Genomic DNA, 25,821 nt, shown 5'->3' with positions numbered 1-25,821 from the left:
CTCGTCACAAGGCCAGATATGTGCACTAAATACCGTCATCACCACAGGGCTAACCGCTCCTCATCCCTATCACGCTCTGGGTAAAAACCCATAAAACCAGCGATCCGCGCCCCAATAAATCGTTCATCGCTACCGCTGATGTTGGCTTTATTCATGCCCCAGAGTGACGCGCAACGCTCACGATGGCTTAGCTAAGTGAACGAGCTGCTCTGCTAGCCGATGCCCGTGGAGATATGAGGCAATCAGTTCGCTATCCGCATAACCTGCTTCAATCTGTTGATACCAATGCGCCAGCATAGCGGCAAACCCGCGCTGAACCAGTACCGGCTGCCAGTCGTTAGGCGTCAATAAGTGAGTTGTATTGTCCCGAGCTATCACGCCACGAGTACAGTTTTCGAGGTGGATAGAGAGGTTATCCCCATAACAGTCAATCCGCTCTTCAGTAATGCCCGCAGTCCGATTCATACTGCCACTGATAGCGCAATCACCATGCTGCCAACTTACGCGTACCCCAGCCAATAGCTTGCGATTTTGCAGATGTGGCCGTAACACCGCCTGCACCTCCCCATCAGGAGGGCCGCCATAAAAACAGAGACTATCAAGGACGTGGATAAAGTCATCGAACAGAAAATCCCGTGCTGGCCCAGGCAAAGCAAAACGGTGCTTTTGCCAGTGCAGCTCCGTTATCGGTTGGGCGCACGCACCACTCATCGCCGGTAAATAACGGCGATTAAAGCCGACAAACAGCGGGCAATTTTTCATGATGGCTAGATTCGCGAGATCTTCGACATCGGCAACATTGTCACACAATGGTTTATCGACAAAGGTCGGGATACCGGCGTGCAGGCACTGCCGAGCAATCTCACCATGGGCAGCCGTAGCGGTATGGATCATCACGGCATCTGGGCGGCTTGCCAGCAGTGCCGCTAATTCCGTAAAACACTCGGCAATCCGGTACTGGCGGGCGAGCGTGGCCAATTTAGCTGGCGTACGGGTGCAGAGCAGCGGGGTAACCCGCTCATCACTGGTTAACAACGGTAAATATGCTTTTTGGGCGATATCTCCTAGGCCAATCATGGCAATACGCATCTGAGCTCCTTGTTCGTTGGGCTACGCCGTATCTTATCTGTAAATCCAACATAATAACGACCTAATGCGCCACCGGATAAACCCCTTTGCTGTGCTCGGCGCTGTTGGGTTAGTGCCCATTGATGGCCACTAGCCACCGAAGGAGGGAGAGTCGTATCACGTCGAGCGGGATCTTGCGCGCGATGAGTGTAGCCAGCGCATATAAAACAAGAGGGAGGCTAATGCCTCCCTCTTTGCTGTGATGTGTTAGGCAACCGGGTTAGTTGCTTTTCATCCACAGATCCATGTCAGTTTTCAAGTTGTCAGACTTAGTACCGAAAATGGCTTGTACCCCAGACCCAGCAACCACCACACCGGCGGCGCCCAGCTTCTTAAGCTCAGCTTGATCGACCTTAGCAATATCGTTAACGCCAACCCGCAAACGAGTAATGCAGGCATCCAGAGAAGCGATGTTCTCTTTACCACCAAACGCAGCAACCAATGCGGCAGACATCTCATCTTTACCTTGGCCAACGCGCTCTTCGGCTGAATCATCTTCACGGCCTGGCGTTTTCAGATTCATGGCACGGATCACGAAGCTAAATACCATGTAGTAAATCGCGGCGTAGACTAGCCCTAATCCGACCAGCAGCAACATGTTATCGGCACGTGGCGATTGCACTACAAAATCGATAAAGCCGTTGGAGAAGGTGTGGCCGTGGACGATACCCAACGAGTTAGTCAGCACATAGGCCAGACCAGCCAGTACCGCGTGGATTGCGTACAAAATCGGTGCGATGAACAGGAAGGAGAACTCAATCGGCTCAGTGATACCGGTTAGGAAAGAGGTCAACGCCGCAGAGGCCATGATACCCAAGATCTTGGCACGGTTTTCTGGCTTAGCCGCATGAGCAATAGCGAATGCGGCAGCAGGCAGACCGAACATCTTAAACAGGTAACCACCCGCCAGCTGACCGAAGCCATTGCCAGCAGCGCGTGATGCTTCATCGGCAGTCAGGAAACAGGTCATGATCCCGTGTACCGTTTCACCGGTGCCATTAACGCACGTCCCCGCCTGATAGAAGAACGGTACGTTCCAGATATGATGCAGACCGAACGGGATCAGGGAACGTTCAACCACACCGTAGATACCAAAGGCCAGCACCGGATTTTGGTTAGCAGCCCAGTCAGAGAAGGTACCGATAGCACCACCTACTGGCGGCCAAATCACCGACAGGATCACCCCTAAACCGATGGAGAGGAAACCGGTAATGATAGGAACTGCACGCTTGCCCGCGAAGAAGCCTAGGTATTCTGGCAACTGGATCTTGTAGAAGCGGTTAAAGGCCCACGCCGCAACACCGCCGGCCAAGATACCCCCCAGCACGCCGGTCTCGATGGTTTCAACCCCCATCACAGGCGCCATGACCTTCAGCGTCGCCACCATGATGCCGTAGCCAACAATGGCAGACAGACCAGATACGCCATCGTTATTGGTAAAACCGAGCGCAACCCCGACCGCAAACAACAATGCCATTTGCCCAAAGACAGAGCCACCCGCTTGCTCCATCAAATGCGAAACGATTTCTGGTAAAAAGCTGAAATTAGCAGCACCGACGCCAAGCAGAATACCCGCCACTGGCAAGACAGAAACTGGCAACATCAGCGATTTACCAACCTTTTGCAGATTAGAAAACGCGTTATTAAACATATCGCAACACTCCCAAATTTATGGTTACCCGAATCGTCTCCCATCATGAATATACGAATATTCAATTCAGGAAATAATGACATTCAACACAATTAAATATAACCCAGTGCAGTAAAAAATGCTGCTAACACCACTGCCTAATGATTATTTTTCAGGGAGCGATCACAACTTGATGATGCCACCATGCAAATAGGAAACGACTATTTAGATTTATGCACGATAATTATATCTAAATATCACCACAAGCAGTGTTTCGCTTTGTATTTTTCCACCCCCAAAGGTTGCGCCATGAAATTAAATGTAACCTAACGTAACTGGTTATATTATCGTCGGATATTCATGCTCGTACTAATGGTAGTAAAAAGACCTCCATATTATGTAGGAGGTCTTCAAAAAATAAGAACAATGATAAACGCTAAGCGGTTATTTCTGAGAACGCTTCACGGCATCAATAAACACTGCTTTTGCATTGCGCGAGCCTGCTCGTTCTGCCTCCCCCACCAACTGCATCGCCTTATCGATGTCACCGGCACTCACTGATTTCTTAATCTGCTCATGATAAAAGGCCTCACTATCACTTAACATAGCAGGAGGCATCTGTGTCACCACCGGTTTGGTTACCGCGACGGCGGCCGGCACAACCAGCTTGTTTGGCGCAGGATCGACGACCGGGGCATTCGCCGTTATGGCATCCTGATAAACCGGCTTGTAAAAGTTGTCGCCTATTACTGTGGCGCTCGTATCTTCAACCTCAACGTTGACAACCCCCCACGCGGAATGCGGAATAAGAGGATCTTTCGCCCCATAATCTTGCACACTCATCGCCTTGGCCATCATCTTAGAAGGGCTCATTATTTGAGTCTCGTCAGCCAACGTCGCCTGAGTGGTATAGATCACCATATAGGTTTCATTATTCGGATTACCCACATAAGAGCGATCGACCGTAAACACGCCTTCCACTCTGTCCCCATCTAACAGCCGCGCTGGCTGATAGCTAATAATATCCGCGCCAATGGTTCGCGTAACGTTGAATTGCGCGTCGAGTAATAATACCGATGGATTAAATACGGTCTGGTCGATCAGGCCAGCCACGGTAATTTTCAGATCGCCCGAGTGAGTGGGTAATTTAAATGCGGCGTAATAACTGTTTCCTTCTGGAAACGCAAATACGGGTGAATTGCCATCAATGGCGACTAACTGTGCCTTGCCAGCCGCCAACGGCTGATACTGTAATTTACTGATATGACTGCAACACACTGAGGCGTTATTCAGTTGTTGAGTCGCTTGTTCACGACTATTCAAAATTTGTTTGAATGCTTGAGTGGGTGCCACTGCGGTTTCAAGAGACGCACACGCTGTTATTAAAGTGGAACAAAAAACCGCCAAGGCTATTTTGGTATATTTCATTGGGATGTCCTACACGCCATCTTGAAAAAAAGAGCCCCCGACATGCGGGGGCGATTGATATTCGATGCAGGTGAGATTACCACCAAGCTTCAGCTTGGACACCAACGTTCCAAGCGTCATCTTCTTTCACACCATTGCTGTTTTCGCGGAAATTACCATCTTCTTGCATATAAGAAGCGAATACACGAATTTCCGGACGAGCCCAGAAGCCGGGGCCTGCAGACCAAGCCTGAGCCAAGGTGTATTTAGCTCCGTTAGAGTTGGTCTTTACACCACCCGCGTCTTTATTGTCGTTAAAGTAGCCGATCTCTGCGATCGTCTTCATCACATCGTTCCACTTATACATTGGACGAACAACGGCAGAGAAGGTATCCATGTCGGTAGTGTCTTTGTCCAGACCATTGGCTTGAGCGTAAAGAATTTGATGACCAAACTCGACCTTATCGCCGACCGGTAACACACCCCAGTTAATCAAACGGAAACCATCTCCGCTTGATGCTGCTTGACTCAGACCATTACCTGAACCGGCACCATAATCAACGCCTTGCTTAGCAAGACCATCAAGGAAATATTGAGCTACGGTCTTATTGAAGCCACCCAGCATGGACTGAGTCAGCTCAGCTGTGAACATGTGACCGTCTTTGTAGTCAGGATTCTGGCGCTCTTGCTCATCAGTCAAGTTTGCCATTGCATAGTCATAACCCACTTCAAGAGATGCATCGGTCCAAAGTGGAATACCAGCGTAACGGATATCGAAAGTGTTGGTATTTACACGATCATCAATTTTGATCTTGTTACCTTTGTCATCCAGCACGAAATTACCATTTGCATCAAGGCGATATTGAGTGTTGGCCTCGGTGTCGCCTTTATAGATAGCATCCCATGGATCGTTACGAACTACGGCAACAGACAGCTTACCAGGACCTACTTCGATATTTTCTACCCCTGCACCTGCACCAGAAACATCCCAGTAGTAGGTATCGGAGATATGAATGTCATGACGCTGGTAGTAACGTTTTCCCGCCCAAAAGGTTTCATTACCACCAAACAGGTTTTTGGCCTGTACGTTGAACTGGCGCAGAGCGAATTCGGCACTGTTGTCGCCCGTACCTTCCCAATCACGGCCCTGCTGATTAGCGACCATTGCAAACATCGAATCGACGTAAAAAGTCTGGTTGTTCTTGTTGTAGAGCTCTTGGCCTAACTGAACTTCAGAATAAGTTTCAGCTTCATTACCAAGACGACCTACACGGAACTTGTTCATAGTCTGCATATCACCGTTATCGGAAACCCCGACACCGGAACGGAAGTAACCGTGGAAATCCACGGCAAAGACAGCTTGAGAAGCCAGGGCGGCAGTAACAGCTGCAGCAATCGGGAGCCACTTCATTTTCATTGTCATATTCCTTATTTTCCCGTTGTGAGGAGTGCAATCTTGAGTTTAAAGCTGGGCAGGTCGCTGGCTAATTAAGCTTGTGACGACCGCGTTTGATTATAAGGAGCCCTCCGATATACAGATATGAGCCAATTCACAAAACAGCGATAAATCTCACACCCAACAACAAAAAAGGTGCAAGAAATTAAAAAAAGATAAAAAAGTGATATTAATGAATAAAATAAAAATTAAATAAGCAATTGTAGAAAGATGAAACCGCTATCAGACATTAATTTGCATCGAGATTTAAGTTTTTAGCTCATCAATAGCAACGCCATAGATAGCGACTATCGGCAGACCGATCAGCACGCCATCGAGTGTTAGCAGCCTCTTCGACACGCACCATCCGCGCCGCGTAATCCCACAGCGGTAGTGATCATCTCGTTAACGTAGCAGGCCCTAACAGGCACAACCCTCGCTGCCCATGGGGCTGGATTCGTTAGGCAGATGACCGCGCACTATTGGCCTGCTCTCGTGAGGCCATTGTTCCGGCTCAGATTTGTATGTTGCTACCCCACCCGCCCTCTTTACCGTTACCAAGCACTGCTTTAGGCTAACGCTAACCTTCAATGCACGCCTCCAACACGGAAACGAGCTTTATGTTACATCGCTTGTTTGTTCGCTTTATCGCCCTGTTAGTCATTCTGCCCCTATCACTTCACGCAGAGAATGTGATCACTCAGACTGAAGAGCTCTTACAAAGCGTTCCCAAGAGTGACACCCCTGAAAATCAAAAATTACGGGAAACTTATCAGCAAGCGTTACAGCTGGCTAAAGAGGCGGAACGCTACCGTGAACAGAGCAAGGTCTATCAACAGGTCATGATCGATTACCCCAAGGAGTCGACCACCCTTAAAGATCGGCTGCATGACTATCAACCCAGAACCAGACCAGCGCTCACTAGCCTTCAAGAAGAGGCATTACGCCAAGCAATTGGCTTGAGTAATAACCGCCTACTTAATCTGCGTAAAGAACGGCAAGGGGTGATGGACAACCTTAGCCAGATAAAAAATACCGGCCAAGAGTACCATCAGCGAATCGATGATCTGCGCAAGCAACTACAAGCCACCCGGGCTCAACTTGAGCGGCCAAGCATTGTTAGTGAAGCGGATCGCTTGCTAGAGGCACAGCTACTGCTGACCCGCATGAAGGAACGTAGCCTGTCGGACCGCATCCAGATGTTAGAGCTGGAACAGCTCTCGGCTCAGCAGCGTAAAGACCTTGGCAAACTCAAGTTACAAGACCTCAATTTAGCCATCACGGATGAGGATGAGTGGCAGTCGAACCTGATGATTTACCAAAACCAGCTGCGCCGAGAAAAAACGGATAGGGCATTAGCCGAGAGCGAGCGCTTGCGTAAGCAGCTAACGTCCGACGTCCCAGTCTTGCAGGAGCTGCAACAGAACAACCAAGCGTTATCGATCGAACTGGGGGCACTAGAGGCAGATATCGAACGCGTACAGGATGACCAATGGGAGGTGGATCAAAGCCTGTCTCACCTCAATTTGTTAGACGATTCAGTCCGCGAACAACTGGAGTGGCTGCAAATCAGCAATGCGTTTGGTGAAAATTTGCGTAACAAGCTGGCCGACTTACCCGCCTATTTTCCACTGGATAAACTCGAGTCCGCCATCGTCCAAGCAAGAATGGTGAAATATCAGTACGACGTGGAGCTGGAGTGGTTAAAAAACCCCGAACAGGCGCAGCAGGATCTGTTGGATGAGGACACCATTCTCGACCGCCCACAGCAGATGGTGCTTGATAACCTGTTGAAAGCACGCCGCCAGCTGCTCACCAGATTCAATGAAGCCTCAGACACACTGATCCAAGAGCAGACCAGACTTAAGCTGCAGTACAGTCGCCGAAACAGCAAGATCGATGAGATCCGCGATCTGAGTGCACGCCACTTATTTTGGATGCCCGACGTAAGGCCCCTCACCCCCGCAGTATTACTCGGGGTTCCCGCCGCCTTGAATTTAGCTTTTAGTTTGGATAACTGGCGGGAACTGCCACAGGCGCTCGCCGATAATAACCCCCTAACGCTGACAATCGCGGGGCTGGGACTGCTAGTGCTGAGTTGGTGCTGGTTCAAACTTGCCCGCCATCTGGTGCAATACAGCCAAGATATTGCCCCGCTAATTGGTAAGGTCACCCAAGACAAATTTAGTTTGACCAGTCGCTTACTACTGCGTGCCTTACTGGCGTCTCTTCCTCTGCCTGCCATGGTGATCATGCTTCATAGCCTGTTTGATGGGGCGTGGCAATATCCCTTTGCACGAGCAGTGGCACAGGGGTTTGGGGAGATATTGTTCTTGCTGCTAGCACTGCTGGTAGCACGCCATTTGACGCTAGATAAAGGGATACTGATCCTTCATTTTCGCTGGCAAAAAGAGCGGGTAGAGCGGGTTTGGGGGCAGTTTCGCACCCTGTTAATGGTCCTTATCCCGAGTTTTTTTGTACAAGGCATGGCTAACAGCTATCAGGAACATGCGTTTTACGACTCGATCGGCAGAATGGCATTCATCATCGGCGCCCTATGGGTATTGCTGTTTTTTGTTCGCCTTAACCGAGAGCGAATGCCCTTAACCTGGGGGCAAGCCAATATGAACAAACCCCACCTGCTGCACCATTTCGTTTGGAATGGCCTGATGCTCGCCCCGTTGTTGGCGGTGATGGGAACACTGTTTGGCTATTTTTATACATCTCGCACCCTGTTACGTCAGCTGGAGTTGAGCTTGCTGATGGGCTTGGGTTGCCTGCTTATTTACTATCTTGCCCATCGCTGGATGCTGATCCAGCGTCGTCGACTGGCATTTGAACGGGCTAAAAACCGGCGGGCTGAAACCCTCGCTCTGCGGGGCAGAGAAGATGACGCTAGCGCCGACATCGCCGATGTGGTGATAGAGGATACTGAGCTGGATCTCGATACCATCAGTGCCCAGTCACTGGGGTTGATCCGTACCTTGCTCATGTTGGGGTTTACCATGCTGGTGGTGGTGCAATGGTCTGAGCTCAACTCCGCGTTCAGCTTTCTCAGCAACATCAATATCTGGCAAGTAAGCAGTAAAATCGGCGGGATTGAGCACCTTTCAGCCATCACCTTGCAAGATTTAATGCTAACGGTCTTTATCTTTATCTTGAGTGTGGTGACGGCACGTAACCTACCGGGCTTAATGGAGCTCACCTTACTTCAGCACTTAAGCCTTTCACCTGGCACCGGCTTTGCCCTGACCACCATCAGCAAATATATGGTGATTCTGATCGGCACCTTGACTGGCTTTTCGATGCTCGGCATTGATTGGTCAAAAACCCAGTGGCTAGTTGCTGCGCTCTCGGTGGGGCTAGGTTTTGGTCTGCAGGAGATTTTTGCCAACTTTGTGTCAGGTCTGATTATTTTGTTCGAAAAACCGATCCGGCTGGGCGATACCGTCACCATTCGTGAGCTGACGGGCACGGTGACCAAAATCAAGACCCGAGCAACAACCATCGTGGATTGGGACAGAAAAGAGATCATCGTCCCCAATAAGGCGTTTATCACCGAACAGTTTATTAACTGGTCACTGTCAGACGCCATTACCCGGGTCAGGCTGAAAATTCGCATTGGGTTAACCGAGCAGCCAGCGGAGATCCAGCAAATCTTAGAGGACTCAGTAAAAGCCTCATCTTTGGTGTTGGAGAACCCGATCCCCGAAGTATTCTTGATTGAATTTACTGACTCGGCCTTGATTTACGAGATCCGTCTCTATGTCAACAACATGGATCATCGCATGCCGATTACCCATGAAGTTCACTCCTTGGTACTCGAAAAGCTCAGGCTCAAGGGCCTGACATTACCGCACCAACAGATAGACATTCGAATGAGCCGCAGCTAAGGACCTGCCTATTGGCCAACCAGAAGGAGTTTGCAATGAAAATCATCGCCCATCGTGGTGCCAGCGGCTTGGCCCCAGAAAATACCCTCAAGGCGATGACCATCGCCTTGTCGCTAGGGGTGGAGGCTATCGAGATCGACGTGCAGGAAGCTGATGGTGAACTCTGGGTGTTTCACGACCGACGGCTTGAGCGCTGTAGTGATGGCGAGGGGGTGCTAAGCGAGCACTCGCAAAGCTATCTCGCCAGTTTGAATGCAGGAGAGGGGGAGGCTATTCCTACCCTGTGGCAGGTCATGGCGCTTATTACCGGGCGCTGTGAACTGCATATCGAACTTAAAGGGGTCAATACTGCCAAGGCTGTTGCGGCCTTGACTCAGCGAGCTGAGGCAGAACTTGGCTTTACCCCCGAGCAGTGGGTCGTTTCCTCGTTTCATCATCCTGAATTAGCTCGCTTCGCCAAAGCTAGGCCCGAGATTCGTCTTGGCGCCCTCACTGCGAGTCTGCCGCTTACGTTGGCGCAGTTTGCAGAAGAGTTAGGGGCTTGGTCTATCAATTGTGATGTGGACTTTATCGACCAAGCCCTGATTGATGATGCTCATGCTAGAGGATTACAGGTCCTGGTCTATACCGTTGATCATCCCCTCGATCAGCAGCGATTAGCCCAGCAAGGGGTAGATGGTATCTTCACCAACCGCCCCGATCGCTTACTGGCACAAGCGCACTCTTAACGCCGATCCGGCTCAATACAATCCTGCCGATCGAGTTATGTGCGACGCCTCAAAGAGGTCACTCACCACCAGCGTGGCGGCACCGGCATTACAGCAATCCCAGTGCGTAGCGCAGCGCCATCTCTTTGAGTGGGCCCGCCTTGTCAGCCAGATTAAGGGCAAGATTGCGGGCCAGCTTGAGGGGGCCTATCTCGTTACTGAACACCCCGTAGAAGAGATCCATCCCCGACTGCATCAGCAGATTGTCAGGGCGCCGGCGCCGCTGGTAACGCTCAGCCAGCGCCAGCTGATGCCAGTCATCGCCTGCCCCTTGTAATAACTCAGCCCAGCAGGCCACATCCTTGAAGCCAAGGTTAACCCCCTGCCCCGCCAGCGGGTTGATGGTGTGGGCGGCATCGCCGAGTAGCACTATCCGACCAGCGTGGTAGTCGTTGGCGTGGCGGCGCACCAGTGGGAAGCTCCCCTTGCCGGTGACGGTAAAACTGCCGAGGCGGCTCGGGAAGTGGCGGCGCACTTCGGCGGCCAGCCCTTCGTTACTCATGGCGGCCAGCGCTTGAATCCGGGTAGGGCTGTCATACCATACCAACGAACCATGCTGGCCGGGCAGTGGCAGGAAGGCGCGCGGACCGCTCGGGGTGAACTGTTGCCAAGTGATATCTTGCTGCGCAAAGTCGGTGTCGATATTGATCAACATGCAGTGCTGGCGGTACTCAAAACGCGATACACCGATACCCGCCAGCTTGCGGGTATGGGATTCGGCACCGTCGCACGCCAGCACCCAGCGGGCCGCCAGCTCGGTGCCATCATCCAACATCAGCACCGCCTCGTCGGCACTCTGGCGCAGGCTCGTCACCGCCGCCGGGGTGTGGGTCTGGATGGTGGGAAAATCTTCCATTCGTTTGAGCAAGGCAAGCTGCACCAGCCGGTTCTCGATGATGTAGCCAAGCTGGGGCAGGCCAAGATCGGCGGCGTTAAAACGGGTGGCAAAACCATCGAGCTCCCAGGTTTCCAAGCGACGATATGGGCAGATCCGCATCTGTCGTAGGTGTTGCCAAGCGCCAGCCAGCTCCAGCAGTGCTACCGAGGCCTGACTGATGGCAGAGACCCGCAGATCCAGCGGCTGCTCTGGCGCGTACGGCGCCGGTAGCTGGGTCTCGATGACCCGTACCGAGAGACCTTGCGCTGCCAGCAGGCAGGCGGTGGCGGCCCCCACCATGCCAGCACCGACGATGGCGATATCACACTGCTCCATGACTTGATTTCCCATAAAGGATTCCTGCAAAAGGGGTGCCCCAGCTAGGGTGGCGGGGCCAAACCGAATGGCGCCATGATAGCGCAAGGGGAGGCGATAAACAGTGAAAGGCGTGGCGAAACGCGCCACCAGTGGGGCGGCTTAGCGTAATAAGAGCGTCGAGTTGTCGGCCTCCACGGCACGGGGGGCAAGCATACGGCTAAGCTGGATATTCGCTAGGCACTCTGGCGATTGCAGAGTAAAATGCTCGGTCATTTGACCTCAGCCGATTTCAACACCAGTCAAGAGTAGCAATGAGCAAGAAACTTCACATCAAGACCTGGGGCTGCCAGATGAACGAGTACGACTCGTCCAAAATGGCCGACCTGCTGGATGCCAGTAATGGCTACACCCTTACCGAAGAGCCAGAAGAGGCAGACGTGCTGCTGCTCAACACCTGCTCCATCCGCGAAAAGGCGCAGGAGAAGGTGTTCCATCAGCTAGGCCGTTGGAAAAAGCTCAAAGCAAACAAACCCGATCTGGTGATCGGCGTGGGGGGCTGTGTGGCCTCTCAGGAAGGCGATGCCATTCGCCAACGCGCTCCCTATGTGGATATCGTGTTTGGCCCACAGACCTTGCACCGCCTGCCGGTGATGATCAAACAGGTTCAGGAAGGGCGTGGTGCCCAGGTGGATGTCAGCTTCCCTGAAATCGAGAAGTTCGACCGCCTGCCCGATCCGCGCGCCGAAGGGGCCACTGCCTTTGTCTCGATCATGGAAGGCTGCTCCAAATACTGCTCTTTCTGCGTGGTGCCCTACACCCGCGGTGAAGAGGTGAGCCGCCCACTCGATGACGTGCTCTACGAAATTGCACAGCTCGCCCAGCAGGGAGTGCGCGAAGTGAACCTGCTCGGCCAGAACGTCAACGCTTGGCGTGGCGCCACATTTGACGGCGGCACCTGCAGCTTCGCCGAACTGCTGCGGTTGGTGGCGGCTATAGACGGGATCGACCGCATTCGCTACACCACTAGTCATCCCATCGAGTTCACCGATGACATCATCGAGGTCTACAAAGACACCCCGGAACTGGTCAGCTTCCTACACCTGCCGGTGCAAAGCGGCTCAGACCGTATCTTGACCATGATGAAGCGCCCGCACACCATCTTGGAGTACAAATCCAAGCTCCGTCGCCTACGCGCCGCCCGTCCCGACATCACCATCAGCTCCGACTTTATCGTTGGCTTCCCGAACGAAACTGATGAAGATTTCGAGGCCACCATGAAGCTTATCGAAGAGGTGGGGTTCGACATGAGTTTCAGCTTCATCTACAGCCCGCGCCCCGGCACACCGGCCGCTGATATGCCCGACGATGTCGACATGGAGGTGAAAAAAGCCCGGCTGGCCCGGCTGCAACACGCCATCAACAATCATGCGTTGCAAATTGGCCGCGCGATGCTCGGATCTACCCAGCGCATTCTGGTAGAAGGGCCTTCCAAGCTCGACCCGATGCAATTGCGTGGCCGCACCGAAAACAACCGCGTGGTTAACTTCGAAGGTCCACACGCGCTGATCGGCGGTTTTGCCGACGTAGCGATCACCGAAGTGATGCCCAACTCCCTGCGCGGCACCTTTATCCGTGGTGAAAGCGAGATGAATCTGCGCGTCGCCACCGCCCCGAGCGACATCTTGGCCCGCCGTCCAGACAACGTACCGGACGAACTTGGCGTAGCCGCCTTCACTCCCCATTAATCTCTCTCCCCATCCGCGAGGCGGGTGGGGAGTGCCGTGATCCGAGGACATTGTGAGCCGACACCTCTCGACCCTGAACCTACATCTGGAACCCGCCGACAACCAGCGCCTTGCCAGCTTATGCGGCCCCTTCGATGACAACCTCAAGCAGCTGGAACGCCGCCTCGGCATCGAAGTGAGCTACCGCGACAACCATTTCCAGCTACTGGGTAAGCAGGCTCAAGTGGACGCAGCTGCCGTTATCCTCAAGCATCTCTATTTGGAAACCCAACCGCTCAAGGGCGGCAAGGTGACCGACATCACCCCCGATATGGTCCATCTGGCTATTCTGGAGTCGCGAGTGCTGGAGCAGGATGACGAACCGGCGCCGAGCATCCCCTATGGCAAGGAGGTGACGGTGAAGACCAAGCGCGGCCTCATCAAGCCACGCAGCCCTAATCAGGCCCAGTACATCGCCAACATCGTGCGTCACGACATCAGTTTCGGTATCGGCCCAGCCGGTACTGGCAAGACCTATCTGGCGGTCGCAGCAGCGGTGGATGCCCTAGAGCGTCAGGAGATCCGCCGTATTCTGCTGACCCGTCCGGCAGTAGAAGCAGGTGAGAAGCTCGGTTTTTTGCCCGGCGATCTCTCCCAGAAAGTCGATCCCTACCTACGCCCACTCTATGACGCCCTGTTCGAGATGCTTGGCTTTGAGCGAGTAGAGAAGCTGATGGAGCGCAACATCATTGAGGTAGCCCCGCTTGCCTATATGCGCGGCCGTACTCTCAACGATGCCTTCATCATTCTCGATGAAGCTCAGAACACCACCACTGAGCAAATGAAGATGTTCCTTACCCGCATCGGCTTTAACTCCAAGGCGGTGGTCACTGGCGACATCACTCAGACTGACCTGCCCCGCCATGTCAAATCTGGCCTACGCCATGCACTTGACGTGCTACAAGGGGTGGAGGGGCTGTCATTTAATTTCTTTGAATCCAAAGACGTGGTGCGTCATCCAGTCGTGGCCCGTATTGTGCAAGCCTATGAGGCATTCGATGCGAAGCAGGCAGCAGAAAAAGCCGTGACCCAGCTCGGGAAGGAGACGGCGCAATGAGCATCATATTGGATTTGCAACTGGCCAGCGCCAGCAGTGATGGCCTGCCGAGCGAGACCCAGTTACAGGACTGGCTCAACGGTACCATCCTCGGCTTCCAGCAGGATGCAGAAGTGACGGTGCGTATCGTCGATGAGGCAGAGAGCCACGAGCTTAACCTCACCTATCGTGGTAAGGACAAACCGACCAATGTGCTCTCCTTTCCGTTCGAGGCACCACCGGGTCTGGATCTGCCGCTGCTCGGCGATTTGGTGATCTGCCGTCAGGTGGTGGAACAAGAAGCAGCGGAGCAAAACAAACCCCTGCTGGCCCACTGGGCCCACATGGTTGTGCATGGCTGTCTCCATCTGCTAGGTTATGACCATATCGAGGATGAGGAGGCCGACGAAATGGAACAGCTTGAGCGTGACATCATGCAGGAGTTAGGTTTTGCCGATCCTTATCACAGCGACGAAGAGTGAGCGCGCACCATTGTGGTTGATCGGCTTGAAACTGGTGGCCACCATCCTCATATAGCTGACGTGAAATTCCCCAATTTTCAATGAGTAACCAAGAGCAAAAATGACCGACGAACACCCTAGTACCGGCTCACCGAAGAAAACCTGGCTCGACAAACTCAGCCAACTCTTTCAAGGTGAGCCAAAAGACCGCAACGATTTGGTCGATGTGATAGCGGATGCTGAAGAGCGTGATCTTATCGATCAGGACACCAAGGACATGATCGAAGGGGTGTTAGAGATCGCCGAGCTGCGGGTCCGTGACATCATGATCCCCCGCTCCCAGATGGTCACCATCGAGAAATCCCAACCGGTGGACGAGATCTTGCCAGTGATCATCGAGTCAGGTCACTCTCGCTTTCCGGTGATCAATGAAGACAAGGATCATGTCGAGGGCATTCTGCTCGCCAAAGACTTACTTCCATTTGGCTTCGGTGGCCACCCTGCCAGTGAACCACTGCAACTCGAGAAGATCCTGCGACCCACGGTGATCGTCCCCGAGAGCAAGCGGGTTGATCGTCTGCTCAAGGAGTTTCGTGAAGAGCGCTACCACATGGCCATCGTGGTGGACGAGTTTGGCGGCGTCTCCGGTCTCGTCACAATCGAAGACATTCTTGAGTTGATCGTCGGCGAGATTGACGACGAGTTCGACGATATTGAAGATGAACCGGACGAAATTCGCCGCCTCAGTAAGCGGGTATTTGCCATCAGCGCACTGACCGAAATTGAGGATTTTAACGAATTTTTCGGCACCCAATTTAGCGATGATGAGGTGGACACGGTCGGCGGTCTAGTGATGCACGCTTTCAGTCATCTACCCAAGAAGGGCGAGGAGATCGAGCTCGATGGCTATCTGTTCAAGGTCATGCACGCCGACAAACGCCGCCTGCAGCAGTTACAGGTGAAGATCCCCGAAGACCATGCGGTAGCACAATCAGAATTGCCATAAGCTGCCAACTTTATTATCAACAACGCCCCATCACTGGGGCGTTGTGCTATCTGCAACTGGCATCGAGGCTCGCCGTTGGCAGCCGTACAAGGTAAGATACCGGCCATTCGACCCTATTGCTGACCAAGACGAGCACCACCGCCCGTGAGATTATCCCCCACTACGTCAAAAATCCTGCTGAGTCTCAGCGCGCTGGCCTCTGGCGCTATCGCCGTGCTCGCTTTCTCTCCCTTTGGCTACTGGCCACTGGTGATCCCTTCCCTGCTGGGTCTCTATGCCCTGCTCGACAAAGCCAGCCCCAAGCAAGCGGCGTGGCGTGGCTTTGGCTACGCCATGGGCCTCTTTTTGCCAGGACTGTGGTGGATCCACATCAGCATGACCGAATTTGGTGGCATTGCCCTACCTGTCGCGTTCGTGCTGCTGGCAGGGCTCTCCGCTTATCTGGCACTCTACCCGACGCTGGCCTGCTGGGTCTTCGCCCGCTTTTTCAGCGGCCGCCACTGGAGCCGCTGGCTACTCGCCTTCCCAGCCCTTTGGCTAGTGGCAGACTGGCTGCGTGGCTGGGTAATGACTGGCTTTCCTTGGCTCTGGTTTGGTTATACCCAGATCGACGGCCCCCTCAAGGGATTCGCCCCGATTCTAGGGGTACAGGGAATAACCCTAGCACTACTGCTTAGCACCTCTGCCATCTGGTTGGTGTGGAAATCCCGCACGCCACTGTGGCTGACAGTGCCCGTCCTATTAGCCGCTGGCGCCCACGGCCTGATGCAGCTCAACTGGGTGACCCGTGGCGAGCCCGTAAAGGTAGCGCTAGTGCAAGGTAATATTGCCCAGTCTCTCAAGTGGGACCCAGAGGCATTGGCACCCACGGTGCGCACCTATCAAGATCTGAGCCGCGAGCATCAGGATGCCGACATTATTGTTTGGCCGGAATCAGCTATCCCTGCCCTCGAAAAAGTCATGGCTCCTTATCTAGAGAACCTCGACAAAGCAATGAAGGTGAATGATACCGGCCTGCTAGCAGGGATCATCCACTATGACGAAGAGCAGCAACGTTTCTACAATACCGTGCTTGGCATGGGCGTGCAGGATGCGGATGGCAGGGAAACTTACGCGTATGGGCATAGCAATCGCTATAACAAGTATCACCTTTTGCCCATCGGTGAGTTCGTGCCGTTTGAAGATCTGCTGCGCCCTATCGCCCCTTTCTTCAATCTGCCGATGTCCTCCTTCAGTCGAGGTGACGAAATCCAGCCCAACCTGATCGCCAAGGGACTCAAGTTCGCGGCTGCTATCTGCTACGAGATCATCTTCCCAGAAGAGGTACGCCGCAACGTCAATGCCAATACGGACTTTCTGCTGACCGTCTCCAACGACGCTTGGTTTGGCACCAGCATCGGCCCTTGGCAACATATGGAGATCGCCAGAATGCGGGCCCTTGAGCTCGCGCGTCCACTGCTGCGAGCAACGAATACAGGTATCACGGTCGTCACCGACATTGATGGCAGCATCATCGGCCAGATCCCGCAGTTTGCAGCAGGCGTGCTACTCAGCGAAGTGCGTCCTGCCCACGGTGAAACGCCCTTCATGCGCGTTGGTAACTGGCCACTGTACGGCATTACTGTTGTGCTACTGGGGCTAGCAATGGCACTGCGCCCTAAAGCTCATCCCTGGGCACGGGAGCGGTAATCACGCCAGATGATGGACAGGCGCATAGGCAGGAAATCCAACTAACATCCGAGGCTAGTTAGCCTCGGATTTTTTATGTCATCGCGAAGCTTACACACCTTGTCGCTGAGTTAAGAGCAGGGGCGCACAGAAGTTAACTACTTATTCCTTCCCTGGATAATGACGTTATCCATGTAGAGCAAAGGTATAGAGATCACGTGCAGTGATGCAGAATGCCTACGACCGAAAAGCGAAAACCCAGCACTAGGCTGGGTTGTCTAAATGATGGTGGAGGGAGAAGGATTCGAACCTTCGAAGGCAGTGCCGTCAGATTTACAGTCTGATCCCTTTGGCCGCTCGGGAACCCCTCCACGGGGTATTACTAACAAATTGTTGCACTTGAATGGTGGAGGGAGAAGGATTCGAACCTTCGAAGGCAGTGCCGTCAGATTTACAGTCTGATCCCTTTGGCCGCTCGGGAACCCCTCCCCAAGTGCGAGCGGCATAGTACCAGATTCGTGAGCTTTGTGAACTCTTTTTCAGGCGATAAGCGGTAAAAAATGACTGACTGTTTATTATTTGACAAGTAAAGCTCAAAATTCAGGCATATCAGAGGGTTATAAATGTACCTCTCGCTAAATAGATAGCCCATCTTAGCCCTCAATTTCTTTCTAAACAGCATCGCTAGACAATACATCAGCATTCAATCTATTTGCTATCCGTGAGCATCTTAACGATAGGGACAAAAAAGACATAAAAAATGAGAAATGGGTAGACTAAATACCCACTTCCCATGCTCTGCATGCAGACGACGTCTTGGTATTAAATAATGCGATGCTCGCTTAGCATCTTGCGGCGGGCGGCTTCTTTGGCCAGTTTTTGCTTACGATTGTCACACGGTTCAGGACAGTCGCACTCTTTTTCAATCCCAACACTGCCTAACCCGCCGCAAGAGCCAGAAATGGTCTTGCGCTGGAAGATGTAGCCAATAGCCATCGCTGCGATGACCAACATAAATACCCCAAAGGTGATGAGAAAAACTTGCATCTATCCCCCTTATTTTTTAACCAGATAAGGCTTGAATCCATCGGAATAAGACTCGTCAAAGCCGTCATCGGTCTTGGTGATAACGAAAATTGCCAAACCCCGCTCTTTAGCATACGCCAAACTTTTTTCAGGTCCCATCACCATAAAGGCAGTCGCAAGCCCATCGGCAGTCATGCAAGAAGGATGAATAACCGTCACCGACACCATGCGATGTTGGATAGGTTTGCCGCTACGCGGGTCGATGGTGTGAGAAAAACGCTGACCATCTAGCTCATAGTAATTCCGATAATCACCAGAAGTGGCAACGCCGTTGACACCGGGGATAATAACCTCTTGCACTGACCCCGCATCGACAGTCGGCTTCTCAATAGCGACACGCCAAGGATGCCCTTTACCGTTTATACCCGCGATCCTCAGCTCGCCACCGATCTCGACTAGATAATTGCGCGAGCCTAACAACTCCAGATACTCCGCTACTTTGTCGACCCCAAACCCCTTGGCGATGGCAGAGAGATCGATGTAGAGATCAGGGATGTCTTTTTGTAGGGTATCTGCATCCACCGAGGTGATCACATGTAGATTGCCAAGGCCTGTCTTTTGGCGAGTCTGAGTGATCAATTCGTCGGAAGGAATTTGGGTCGGCTTCTTATCTGGGCCAAAGCCCCATAGATTGACCAAAGGGCCAACGGTGACATCGAGCGCGCCTTGACTCTCACGACCGATATGAATTGCCTCGGTCACGACCCGTGTAGTATCGCGGGAAACCACCACCGGCTTGCTGTCACGGCTCTGGTTAAAGCGTGATAACTCGGAGTCAGGACGATAAGTAGACATCTGGTCATTCACCCGTTCCAGCAAAACATCCACCTCAGCTTGGAATTTTGCTGGATCTTTAATGACATCGTCCGCAACCTTGATCGAATAATAAGTACCCATAGTGCTACCGGTGATATGGATCTCCGGTTTGGATTGGACCGTTTCTTGACCGCACCCCGTCAAGAAAAAGGCTAGCCCAAGGGCTAGCCAGATCTTTACAACTCTGTGCATGGTTTAACCACCAAAATCATCCAACAGGATATTTTCGTCTTCAACACCTAGATCTTTGAGCATATTGATGACCGCGGAATTCATCATAGGAGGCCCGCACATGTAGAATTCGCAATCCTCCGGCGCCTCGTGGTTCTTGAGATAGTTCTCGTAGAGCACGTTGTGGATGAAGCCAGTGTAGCCATCCCAGTTATCTTCTGGTTGTGGATCAGACAAGGCGACGTTCCAAGTGAAGTTTTTGTTCTCAGCGGCCAACATGTCAAAATCTTCCACATAGAACATTTCACGCTTGGAACGGGCTCCATACCAGAAACTCATCTTGCGCTTGGACTTCAAGCGACGCAGCTGGTCGAAGATATGAGAACGCATCGGAGCCATACCAGCCCCCCCGCCTACAAATACCATCTCGGCATCAGTATCTTTCGCGAAAAACTCACCAAAAGGTCCAGAAATAGTCACCTTGTCACCGGCCTTGAGACTGAAGATGTAGGAGGACATCTGTCCCGGCGGGGCAGTCCAGTTGCTCGGGGGCGGCGTAGCGATACGCACATTCAGCATGATGATGCCGAACTCTTCTGGATAGTTGGCCATGGAGTAAGCACGAATGATCGGCTCATCAACCTTGGATTCTAAATCAAAGATCTTAAAACGATCCCAGTCACCGCGATACTCCTCGGGAATATCGAAGTTCTTGTAGCACAGGTGGTGAGCCGGCGCTTCAATCTGGATATAACCGCCTGCGCGAAACGGCACGCTCTCACCATCAGGGATCTGCAGTTTGAGCTCCTTGATGAAGGTGGCCTTGTTATCGTTGGAGATAACCGTACATTCCCACTTTTTCACCCCGAAGATCTCTTCTGGCAGTTCGATATCCATATCGGATCGCACGGTGACCTGACAGGCCAAGCGCTCGCCGTGACGGGCTTCGCCCTTACTGATGTGATCCAGCTCGGTCGGCAAAATATCGCCGCCACCTGATTTCACCCGCACCTTGCATTGACCGCAAGAGCCGCCGCCGCCACAAGCAGACGAGACGAAAATACCGCTGCCAGCCAGCACACTGAGCAGCTTACCACCAGCGGGGCTAGTCACCGCCTTACCCGGATCACCGTTGATACTGATTGTCACGTCACCGGCGGTCACCAGCTTGGACTTGGCAAACAAAATAACTACCACCAAGGCCAGTAGGATCACGGTAAACATGACCACACCTAAAATAATTTCCATCTATCGTTCCTTTCTGACTTACCGCAAAGCCGATTACAGGGAGATACCGGAGAAGGACATAAAGCCCAGCGCCATTAGACCTGCGGTGATGAAAGTAATACCAAGACCACGCAACCCTTCGGGAACATCGGAGTACTTCATCTTCTCGCGGATCCCTGCCATGGCAACGATGGCCAGCATCCAACCAGAACCAGAGCCAATCCCGTAGACCACAGATTCCACGAAGTTGTAGTCACGCTGCACCATGAAGGAGACGCCACCGAAGATGGCACAGTTCACGGTAATCAGCGGTAGGAAGATGCCCAAGGCGTTGTAGAGAGCGGGGAAGTACTTGTCCAGAGCCATTTCTAGGATCTGCACCAATGCCGCAATCACCCCGATAAAGGTAATGAAGCTTAGGAAACTCAGATCCAAGCCGGGCATCAATGCCCCATCTTTCAGCACATAGTTGTAGATCAGATTGTTCGCTGGCACAGCCACAGTCTGTACCACGATAACGGCAATCCCTAAACCCATGGCGGTCTTGACCTTTTTAGACACGGCCAAAAAGGTACACATCCCCAAAAAGAAAGAGAGGGCTAAGTTTTCGATGAAAATAGAACGAATCAACAGACTCAGATAGTGTTCCATACCTTAATCTTTCGCCTCCACCTGCTTGGGATCCTTCGTGCGCACACCCCAGATGATCAGACCAATAATGAAAAATGCACTCGGTGGTAGCAGCAGTAGACCGTTTGGTACATACCAGCCACCATTGTTCACCAGCGGCAATAACTCAATACCAAACCAAGTTCCAGAGCCTAATATTTCACGCACCGTCGCCACCGTCAGCAATACGGCACCATAACCTAGACCATTACCAATTCCATCCAAGAACGAAGGTAATGGGGCACTCTTCATGGCGTAAGCTTCAGCACGACCCATTACGATACAGTTGGTGATAATCAGGCCAACGAATACCGATAACTGTTTGGATATGTCATAGGCGTAGGCCTTAAGCACTTGGTCAACCACGATGACCAGCGATGCAATAATGGCCATCTGTACGATGATCCGCACGCTGTTCGGGATCTGATTGCGGATCAAGGAGATAAATAGGTTTGAAAAGGCCGTTACCACCATCACCGCGAGAGTCATAACAAACGCTGTTTTCATCTGGCTGGTCACCGCCAGCGCGGAACAGACACCCAGCACTTGCAGTGCAATAGGGTTGTTACCGAGCACTGGCGTCAACAGCAACTTTTTCATTTCGCTTTTATCAGCCATTGTTGATTTCTCCTGCTCGAACTTTGGCAAGGAAGGGGCCAAAACCTTTAGCGCCCATCCAGAAGTCGAAGGTATTTTGTACGCCGTTACCAGTGAGTGTTGCACCAGATAAGCCGTCAATCTCATGCTCTGAGCCTGCTGGGGCATGGCCTTTGATCACGCGCAATGATGGCACGCCATTTTGGTCAAATAATTTCTTGCCAACAAATAGCGCTCGCCAAGCCGGATTCTCAATTTCACCACCTAAACCTGGAGTCTCACCATGGTCGTAGTAGGTGATACCTTTGATAGTCTGGCCATCAGCCGCAACTGCAACGAAGGCATACATAGTGGACCACAGGCCTTGACCATAGATCGGCAGAATGATGCTATCGATCTTGCCTGCACTGTCTTTAGCGAAGAACACTGGAACACGTTTGGAAATTTGACGCAGGCCAGCCTTGTCATCAGCAGGAGTCAAATGCACGCTTTGAGCCGGATCTTTGGCCGCTAACTTGGCATCAAAGTTATCAGCATCGCCGTCAACAAACGCCCCTGTGGCCAAATCAACTAAGCGCGCCTCAATCTTCTCACCATATAGCTTGGCCAAGTCACGCTTAGCGACAGCACTAATATCTACACCCGCAACAGCAAGAATGTTGCTTTGCTTGTCCAGAGCCTTATTTTCCTGCTGAGCAGGACGCAGACCGACAGCGGCCACCGAGACAACAATAGAGCATGCCAAGCAGAGGGCTGTGACCACGCCGATAGTGCCGAGGGTTGAATCTTTGTTAAACGCCACGAGCAATCCTCCGCTTGATATTGGCCTGAGCGACGAAGTGGTCAAACAGGGGGGCAAACAGGTTCGCAAACAGAATGGCTAGCATCATACCTTCCGGAAACGCAGGGTTGACCACACGGATCAGCACCACCATCACACCGATAAGCGCGCCGTACCACCACTTACCCTTGTTGGTAAAGGCAGCGGAGACAGGATCGGTCGCCATAAAGGCCATTCCAAAAGCAAAGCCACCAAGCACCAGATGCCAGTGCCACGGCATGCTGAACATGGGATTGGTATCGGAGCCAATAACGTTAAACATCAATGAGGTAGCAACCATGCCGATCATTACGCCGGCAATGATGCGCCAAGAGGCGATGCGCATGTATACTATCATGGCTGCGCCCAACAGAATCATCAGAGTAGAGACCTCACCGATGGAGCCAGGCAAATTACCAAGGAATGCATCCATCCAGCTTATAGCTTGACCAGTTGCACCGTTTATCAATGCGGTCTGACCACCTTGCGCCCATTGGCTGAGTGCAGTAGCGCCAGAATAACCGTCCACCGCAACCCAGACTGCATCACCAGAGATTTGCCCAGGATAGGCAAAAAACAGAAAGGCCCGCCCTGCAAGAGCGGGGTTTAAGAAGTTCTTGCCAGTGCCACCAAACACCTCCTTGGCCATCACCACACCAAAGGTGATACCTAAGGCAGCTTGCCACAAAGGTAGATCCGGCGGCACGATTAGGGCAAACAAGATGGAAGTTACGAAGAAGCCTTCGTTAATCTCGTGTTTGCGCACCATGGCGAACAGCACTTCCCAGAATCCGCCGACAAGGAAGACGGTGATGTAAATCGGGAAGAAGTGAGTTGCACCGATCAGCATCTTGCTGCCGACTCCAGCCACAGCTGGGTCAAGTGAAGCACCTAACAACGTCGCTAGTGTATATTGCCAGCTACTAGCGCCCGCAACAGTACCTAAGTGAGCAATGGCTGCGATGGCTTGGTTACCAACGTTGTACATGCCCCAGAACATGGCCGGGAACACGGCTAGCCACACCATGATCATCATACGCTTCAAATCAAGCGCATCACGGACGTGAGCGGCATTGCGGGTCACTGAACCTGGTGTATAGAACAGGGTGTATGCCGCTTCAAACAGAGCATAATACTTCTCGTATTTGCCGCCTGGCTCGAAGTGGTGTTCCATTTTTTCAAGAAGTTGCTTGAAACTCATCGCTTAACCTTCCAGTTCAATCTTGGTTAGGCACTCACGCAAAATGGGGCCGTACTCGGTCTTACCAGGGCAGACAAAGGTACAAAGCGCCAAGTCTTCCTCGTCCAGCTCTAAGCAACCTAGCGCTTGTGCACTGTCACTATCGCCAGAGACTAAGTCCCGCAGTAGCAAAGTGGGCAGAATGTCGAGGGGCATGACTCGCTCATAGTTGCCAATAGGCACCATAGAACGATCACTACCATTGGTGGTGGTGGTGAAATTGATCAGCTTTCCCTTCATCAGATGAGAAAGAGTGGTACGGGTAATTGAAAACTTGTTGGCACTGGGATTAATCCAGCCAAGCAGCTCTTTCTCACGCCCTTCAGCTAGTGCGCAAACCTGATTGTGGTAACGCCCCAGATAGTCGTGAACACCATCCGCTTTGGCGCCGCTTAGGAGTGAGCCGGAGATCACTCGGTTTTCATCGGCACGCAGCTCGTTGTTGGCGAGTTGGCTAATACAAGCGCCCAGACGGGTACGTATCAAGCGTGGTTTGAGCACGTTCGGGCCCGCCAATGAAATCACCTTGTCGGTATAAATCTGTCCAGTAGTGAACAGCTTGCCGTAGGCAATCACATCCTGATAGTTGATGTGCCACTGTACTTTTTTGCTGCTAACAGGGTCCAAAAAATGGATATGGGTACCGGGCAAACCAGCAGGATGTGGGCCGACGAAGATCTCTTCTTTAACCTGCTCCAGTGACGAGTGCGGCAAACTGGCTTCGCCTTTACACACGTAAACCGAGCCATCGGTCAGACGAGTGAGTACTGCCAAGCCATCAAGGAAAGCCTGGGGCTGCTCCTTAATAACCAGCTCTGGATTGGCTGACAGCGGGTTAGTATCTATGGCGGTGACAAAGATCGCCCGTGGGGTTGAGCCGACCGCAGGTACCTTACTAAACGGGCGTGTGCGCAACGCCGTCCACTGACCTGAAGCAAGCAGTATTTCCTGCACCTTACTGCGCTCAAGCTGAGCAAGCTCAGCGGATGCAAAATGAGCAAAGCTGACCTGCTCATCGGAGCCGTCGAGGTCGATGACCACAGACTGCAGCACACGCTTGGCACCACGGTTGATTTCTGAAACGACACCGGTGGCAGGCGCTGTGAATTTGACGCCAGGGTTCTTCTTGTCTTCAAAAAGATCCTGACCCTTGATGACGCGATCACCTACTTTGACAAACATAGTTGGCCGCATCCCCACAAACTCTTCACCCAGTGTGGCAACACGGGTGATGGTGGGGCCATCGTAGATTACTTGCTCTGGTGCACCCAGCACAGGGATGTCCAGTCCTCTTTTGATTGTAATCATACTTAATTGCACTACCGTAACGGGAAGAGAGATTGGTTTGTGTCGAGACATATATCACGACAGATGGTTAATAATAGGATACACAGAAGCAAAACTACCGTTAGCACGTTATTTTTCACTCAGCATAACCATATTAATTGTATTTAACTCTACCACTTAAGACTCTTTTTCTGCCATGACAAAAAGGGGAAATTGCAGTGGCATCACAAAATTAATCAATGAAATCAGATAACAAACACATCGCGCTACTCTTGACTCGGCATTACATCTCAAACCAAAGCTCAGCTCGTCCTCCCCCCTTTAAAAAGAAAACGAACGAGTCCAATAAAATAGTTCGAGGGATAACCATGCCTCGACTGGGGCGGGCGGCATAAAATAAAGCAATAATCGGACCACATCACTTTTCGATGCAACCCCTGACAACCAGCGCTCAGTTACGGCAAGTACAACCCCACACAGTCCGCCCACGAATCAATA

The 25,821-nt window shown here is 52.3% G+C and carries 20 protein-coding genes and 2 tRNA genes; 7 read left to right on the top strand and 15 right to left on the bottom strand.

The window, feature by feature from the left end; translation table 11 throughout:
- Positions 1 to 177: 177 nt before the first annotated feature.
- The 4 genes from CUC53_RS09250 to CUC53_RS09235 form a co-directional block, all read right to left on the bottom strand.
- Positions 178 to 1,089, bottom strand: a complete 912-nt coding sequence (locus CUC53_RS09250) for a Gfo/Idh/MocA family protein (protein WP_100293890.1) — start codon at positions 1,087 to 1,089, stop codon at positions 178 to 180.
- A 259-nt stretch (positions 1,090 to 1,348) separates the two neighbouring features.
- Positions 1,349 to 2,779, bottom strand: a complete 1,431-nt coding sequence (gene ptsG, locus CUC53_RS09245; RefSeq protein ID WP_100293889.1) for a PTS glucose transporter subunit IIBC — start codon at positions 2,777 to 2,779, stop codon at positions 1,349 to 1,351.
- A 423-nt stretch (positions 2,780 to 3,202) separates the two neighbouring features.
- Entirely contained in the window at positions 3,203 to 4,186 is a 984-nt protein-coding gene (locus tag CUC53_RS09240) for a MalM family protein (protein WP_100293888.1), read from the bottom strand.
- Positions 4,187 to 4,262: 76 nt separating this feature from the next.
- Positions 4,263 to 5,582, bottom strand: coding sequence for a maltoporin (locus tag CUC53_RS09235; protein WP_100293887.1), 1,320 nt, complete (start codon positions 5,580 to 5,582; stop codon positions 4,263 to 4,265).
- A gap of 638 nt (positions 5,583 to 6,220) precedes the next feature.
- On the opposite strand from CUC53_RS09235, the gene mscM reads away from it, so the two are divergent.
- The gene (gene mscM / locus CUC53_RS09230; protein WP_100293886.1) at positions 6,221 to 9,493 is read left to right on the top strand and encodes a miniconductance mechanosensitive channel MscM; all 3,273 of its coding nucleotides are present in this window, start codon (positions 6,221 to 6,223) and stop codon (positions 9,491 to 9,493) included.
- A 35-nt stretch (positions 9,494 to 9,528) separates the two neighbouring features.
- Positions 9,529 to 10,221, top strand: coding sequence for a glycerophosphodiester phosphodiesterase (locus tag CUC53_RS09225; RefSeq protein ID WP_100293885.1), 693 nt, complete (start codon positions 9,529 to 9,531; stop codon positions 10,219 to 10,221).
- Between the two features lie 88 nt (positions 10,222 to 10,309).
- On the opposite strand, the gene CUC53_RS09220 is transcribed toward CUC53_RS09225, so the two are convergent.
- Positions 10,310 to 11,473 (bottom strand): FAD-dependent oxidoreductase, encoded by a 1,164-nt coding sequence (locus tag CUC53_RS09220; RefSeq protein ID WP_100293921.1) that lies wholly within the window; start codon positions 11,471 to 11,473, stop codon positions 10,310 to 10,312.
- A gap of 293 nt (positions 11,474 to 11,766) precedes the next feature.
- Here CUC53_RS09220 and miaB point away from each other — a divergent pair, with 293 nt between their 5' ends.
- The 5 genes from miaB (at position 11,767) to lnt (ending at position 17,431) form a co-directional block, all read left to right on the top strand.
- Positions 11,767 to 13,200 carry a tRNA (N6-isopentenyl adenosine(37)-C2)-methylthiotransferase MiaB gene (miaB, locus tag CUC53_RS09215; protein WP_100293884.1) on the top strand — a complete coding sequence of 478 codons (1,434 nt, stop codon included), beginning with the start codon at positions 11,767 to 11,769 and terminating at the stop codon, positions 13,198 to 13,200.
- Between the two features lie 52 nt (positions 13,201 to 13,252).
- The gene (locus tag CUC53_RS09210; RefSeq protein WP_100293883.1) at positions 13,253 to 14,296 is read left to right on the top strand and encodes a PhoH family protein; all 1,044 of its coding nucleotides are present in this window, start codon (positions 13,253 to 13,255) and stop codon (positions 14,294 to 14,296) included.
- Positions 14,293 to 14,757: an rRNA maturation RNase YbeY gene (gene ybeY, locus CUC53_RS09205; RefSeq protein ID WP_100293882.1), complete on the top strand. Its 465-nt coding sequence runs from the start codon at positions 14,293 to 14,295 to the stop codon at positions 14,755 to 14,757. The genes CUC53_RS09210 and ybeY overlap by 4 nt, the downstream gene beginning before the upstream one ends.
- Positions 14,758 to 14,857: 100 nt before the next feature.
- Positions 14,858 to 15,742 (top strand): CNNM family magnesium/cobalt transport protein CorC, encoded by an 885-nt coding sequence (gene corC / locus CUC53_RS09200; RefSeq protein ID WP_100293881.1) that lies wholly within the window; start codon positions 14,858 to 14,860, stop codon positions 15,740 to 15,742.
- A gap of 144 nt (positions 15,743 to 15,886) precedes the next feature.
- Positions 15,887 to 17,431: an apolipoprotein N-acyltransferase gene (gene lnt, locus CUC53_RS09195; RefSeq protein ID WP_100293880.1), complete on the top strand. Its 1,545-nt coding sequence runs from the start codon at positions 15,887 to 15,889 to the stop codon at positions 17,429 to 17,431.
- A 265-nt stretch (positions 17,432 to 17,696) separates the two neighbouring features.
- Here the strand turns inward: lnt and CUC53_RS09190 are convergent.
- The 10 genes from CUC53_RS09190 to CUC53_RS09140 form a co-directional block, all read right to left on the bottom strand.
- Positions 17,697 to 17,781 (bottom strand) — tRNA-Tyr (locus CUC53_RS09190).
- A 33-nt stretch (positions 17,782 to 17,814) separates the two neighbouring features.
- Positions 17,815 to 17,899: transfer RNA gene (locus CUC53_RS09185), tRNA-Tyr, on the bottom strand.
- Between the two features lie 333 nt (positions 17,900 to 18,232).
- A complete protein-coding gene (gene nqrM / locus CUC53_RS09175; protein ID WP_100293878.1) occupies positions 18,233 to 18,457 on the bottom strand; it encodes a (Na+)-NQR maturation NqrM in 225 nt (74 codons plus the stop codon).
- Positions 18,458 to 18,466: 9 nt separating this feature from the next.
- The gene (locus CUC53_RS09170) at positions 18,467 to 19,504 is read right to left on the bottom strand and encodes an FAD:protein FMN transferase (RefSeq protein ID WP_100293877.1); all 1,038 of its coding nucleotides are present in this window, start codon (positions 19,502 to 19,504) and stop codon (positions 18,467 to 18,469) included.
- Positions 19,505 to 19,507: 3 nt separating this feature from the next.
- Positions 19,508 to 20,731: an NADH:ubiquinone reductase (Na(+)-transporting) subunit F gene (gene nqrF, locus CUC53_RS09165; RefSeq protein WP_100293876.1), complete on the bottom strand. Its 1,224-nt coding sequence runs from the start codon at positions 20,729 to 20,731 to the stop codon at positions 19,508 to 19,510.
- 33 nt (positions 20,732 to 20,764) lie between these two features.
- Positions 20,765 to 21,361 (bottom strand): NADH:ubiquinone reductase (Na(+)-transporting) subunit E, encoded by a 597-nt coding sequence (gene nqrE / locus CUC53_RS09160; RefSeq protein ID WP_100293875.1) that lies wholly within the window; start codon positions 21,359 to 21,361, stop codon positions 20,765 to 20,767.
- 3 nt (positions 21,362 to 21,364) lie between these two features.
- Positions 21,365 to 21,997, bottom strand: a complete 633-nt coding sequence (locus CUC53_RS09155) for an NADH:ubiquinone reductase (Na(+)-transporting) subunit D (protein WP_100293874.1) — start codon at positions 21,995 to 21,997, stop codon at positions 21,365 to 21,367.
- Complete coding sequence (locus CUC53_RS09150) at positions 21,990 to 22,778, bottom strand: Na(+)-translocating NADH-quinone reductase subunit C (RefSeq protein ID WP_100293873.1); 789 nt, start codon at positions 22,776 to 22,778, stop codon at positions 21,990 to 21,992. Before CUC53_RS09150 ends, CUC53_RS09155 begins: the two co-directional genes overlap by 8 nt.
- Positions 22,768 to 23,997: an NADH:ubiquinone reductase (Na(+)-transporting) subunit B gene (locus tag CUC53_RS09145; protein WP_100293872.1), complete on the bottom strand. Its 1,230-nt coding sequence runs from the start codon at positions 23,995 to 23,997 to the stop codon at positions 22,768 to 22,770. The genes CUC53_RS09150 and CUC53_RS09145 overlap by 11 nt, the downstream gene beginning before the upstream one ends.
- Before the next feature lie 3 nt (positions 23,998 to 24,000).
- Positions 24,001 to 25,344: a Na(+)-translocating NADH-quinone reductase subunit A gene (locus CUC53_RS09140; RefSeq protein WP_100293871.1), complete on the bottom strand. Its 1,344-nt coding sequence runs from the start codon at positions 25,342 to 25,344 to the stop codon at positions 24,001 to 24,003.
- Between the last annotated feature and the right edge of the window lie 477 nt (positions 25,345 to 25,821).

The organism is Aeromonas cavernicola (assembly GCF_002795305.1).
Lineage (GTDB): Bacteria > Pseudomonadota > Gammaproteobacteria > Enterobacterales > Aeromonadaceae > Aeromonas > Aeromonas cavernicola.
Note: the sequence above shows the minus strand (reverse complement) of the source record. Positions and strands in the feature narration are given on the sequence as shown.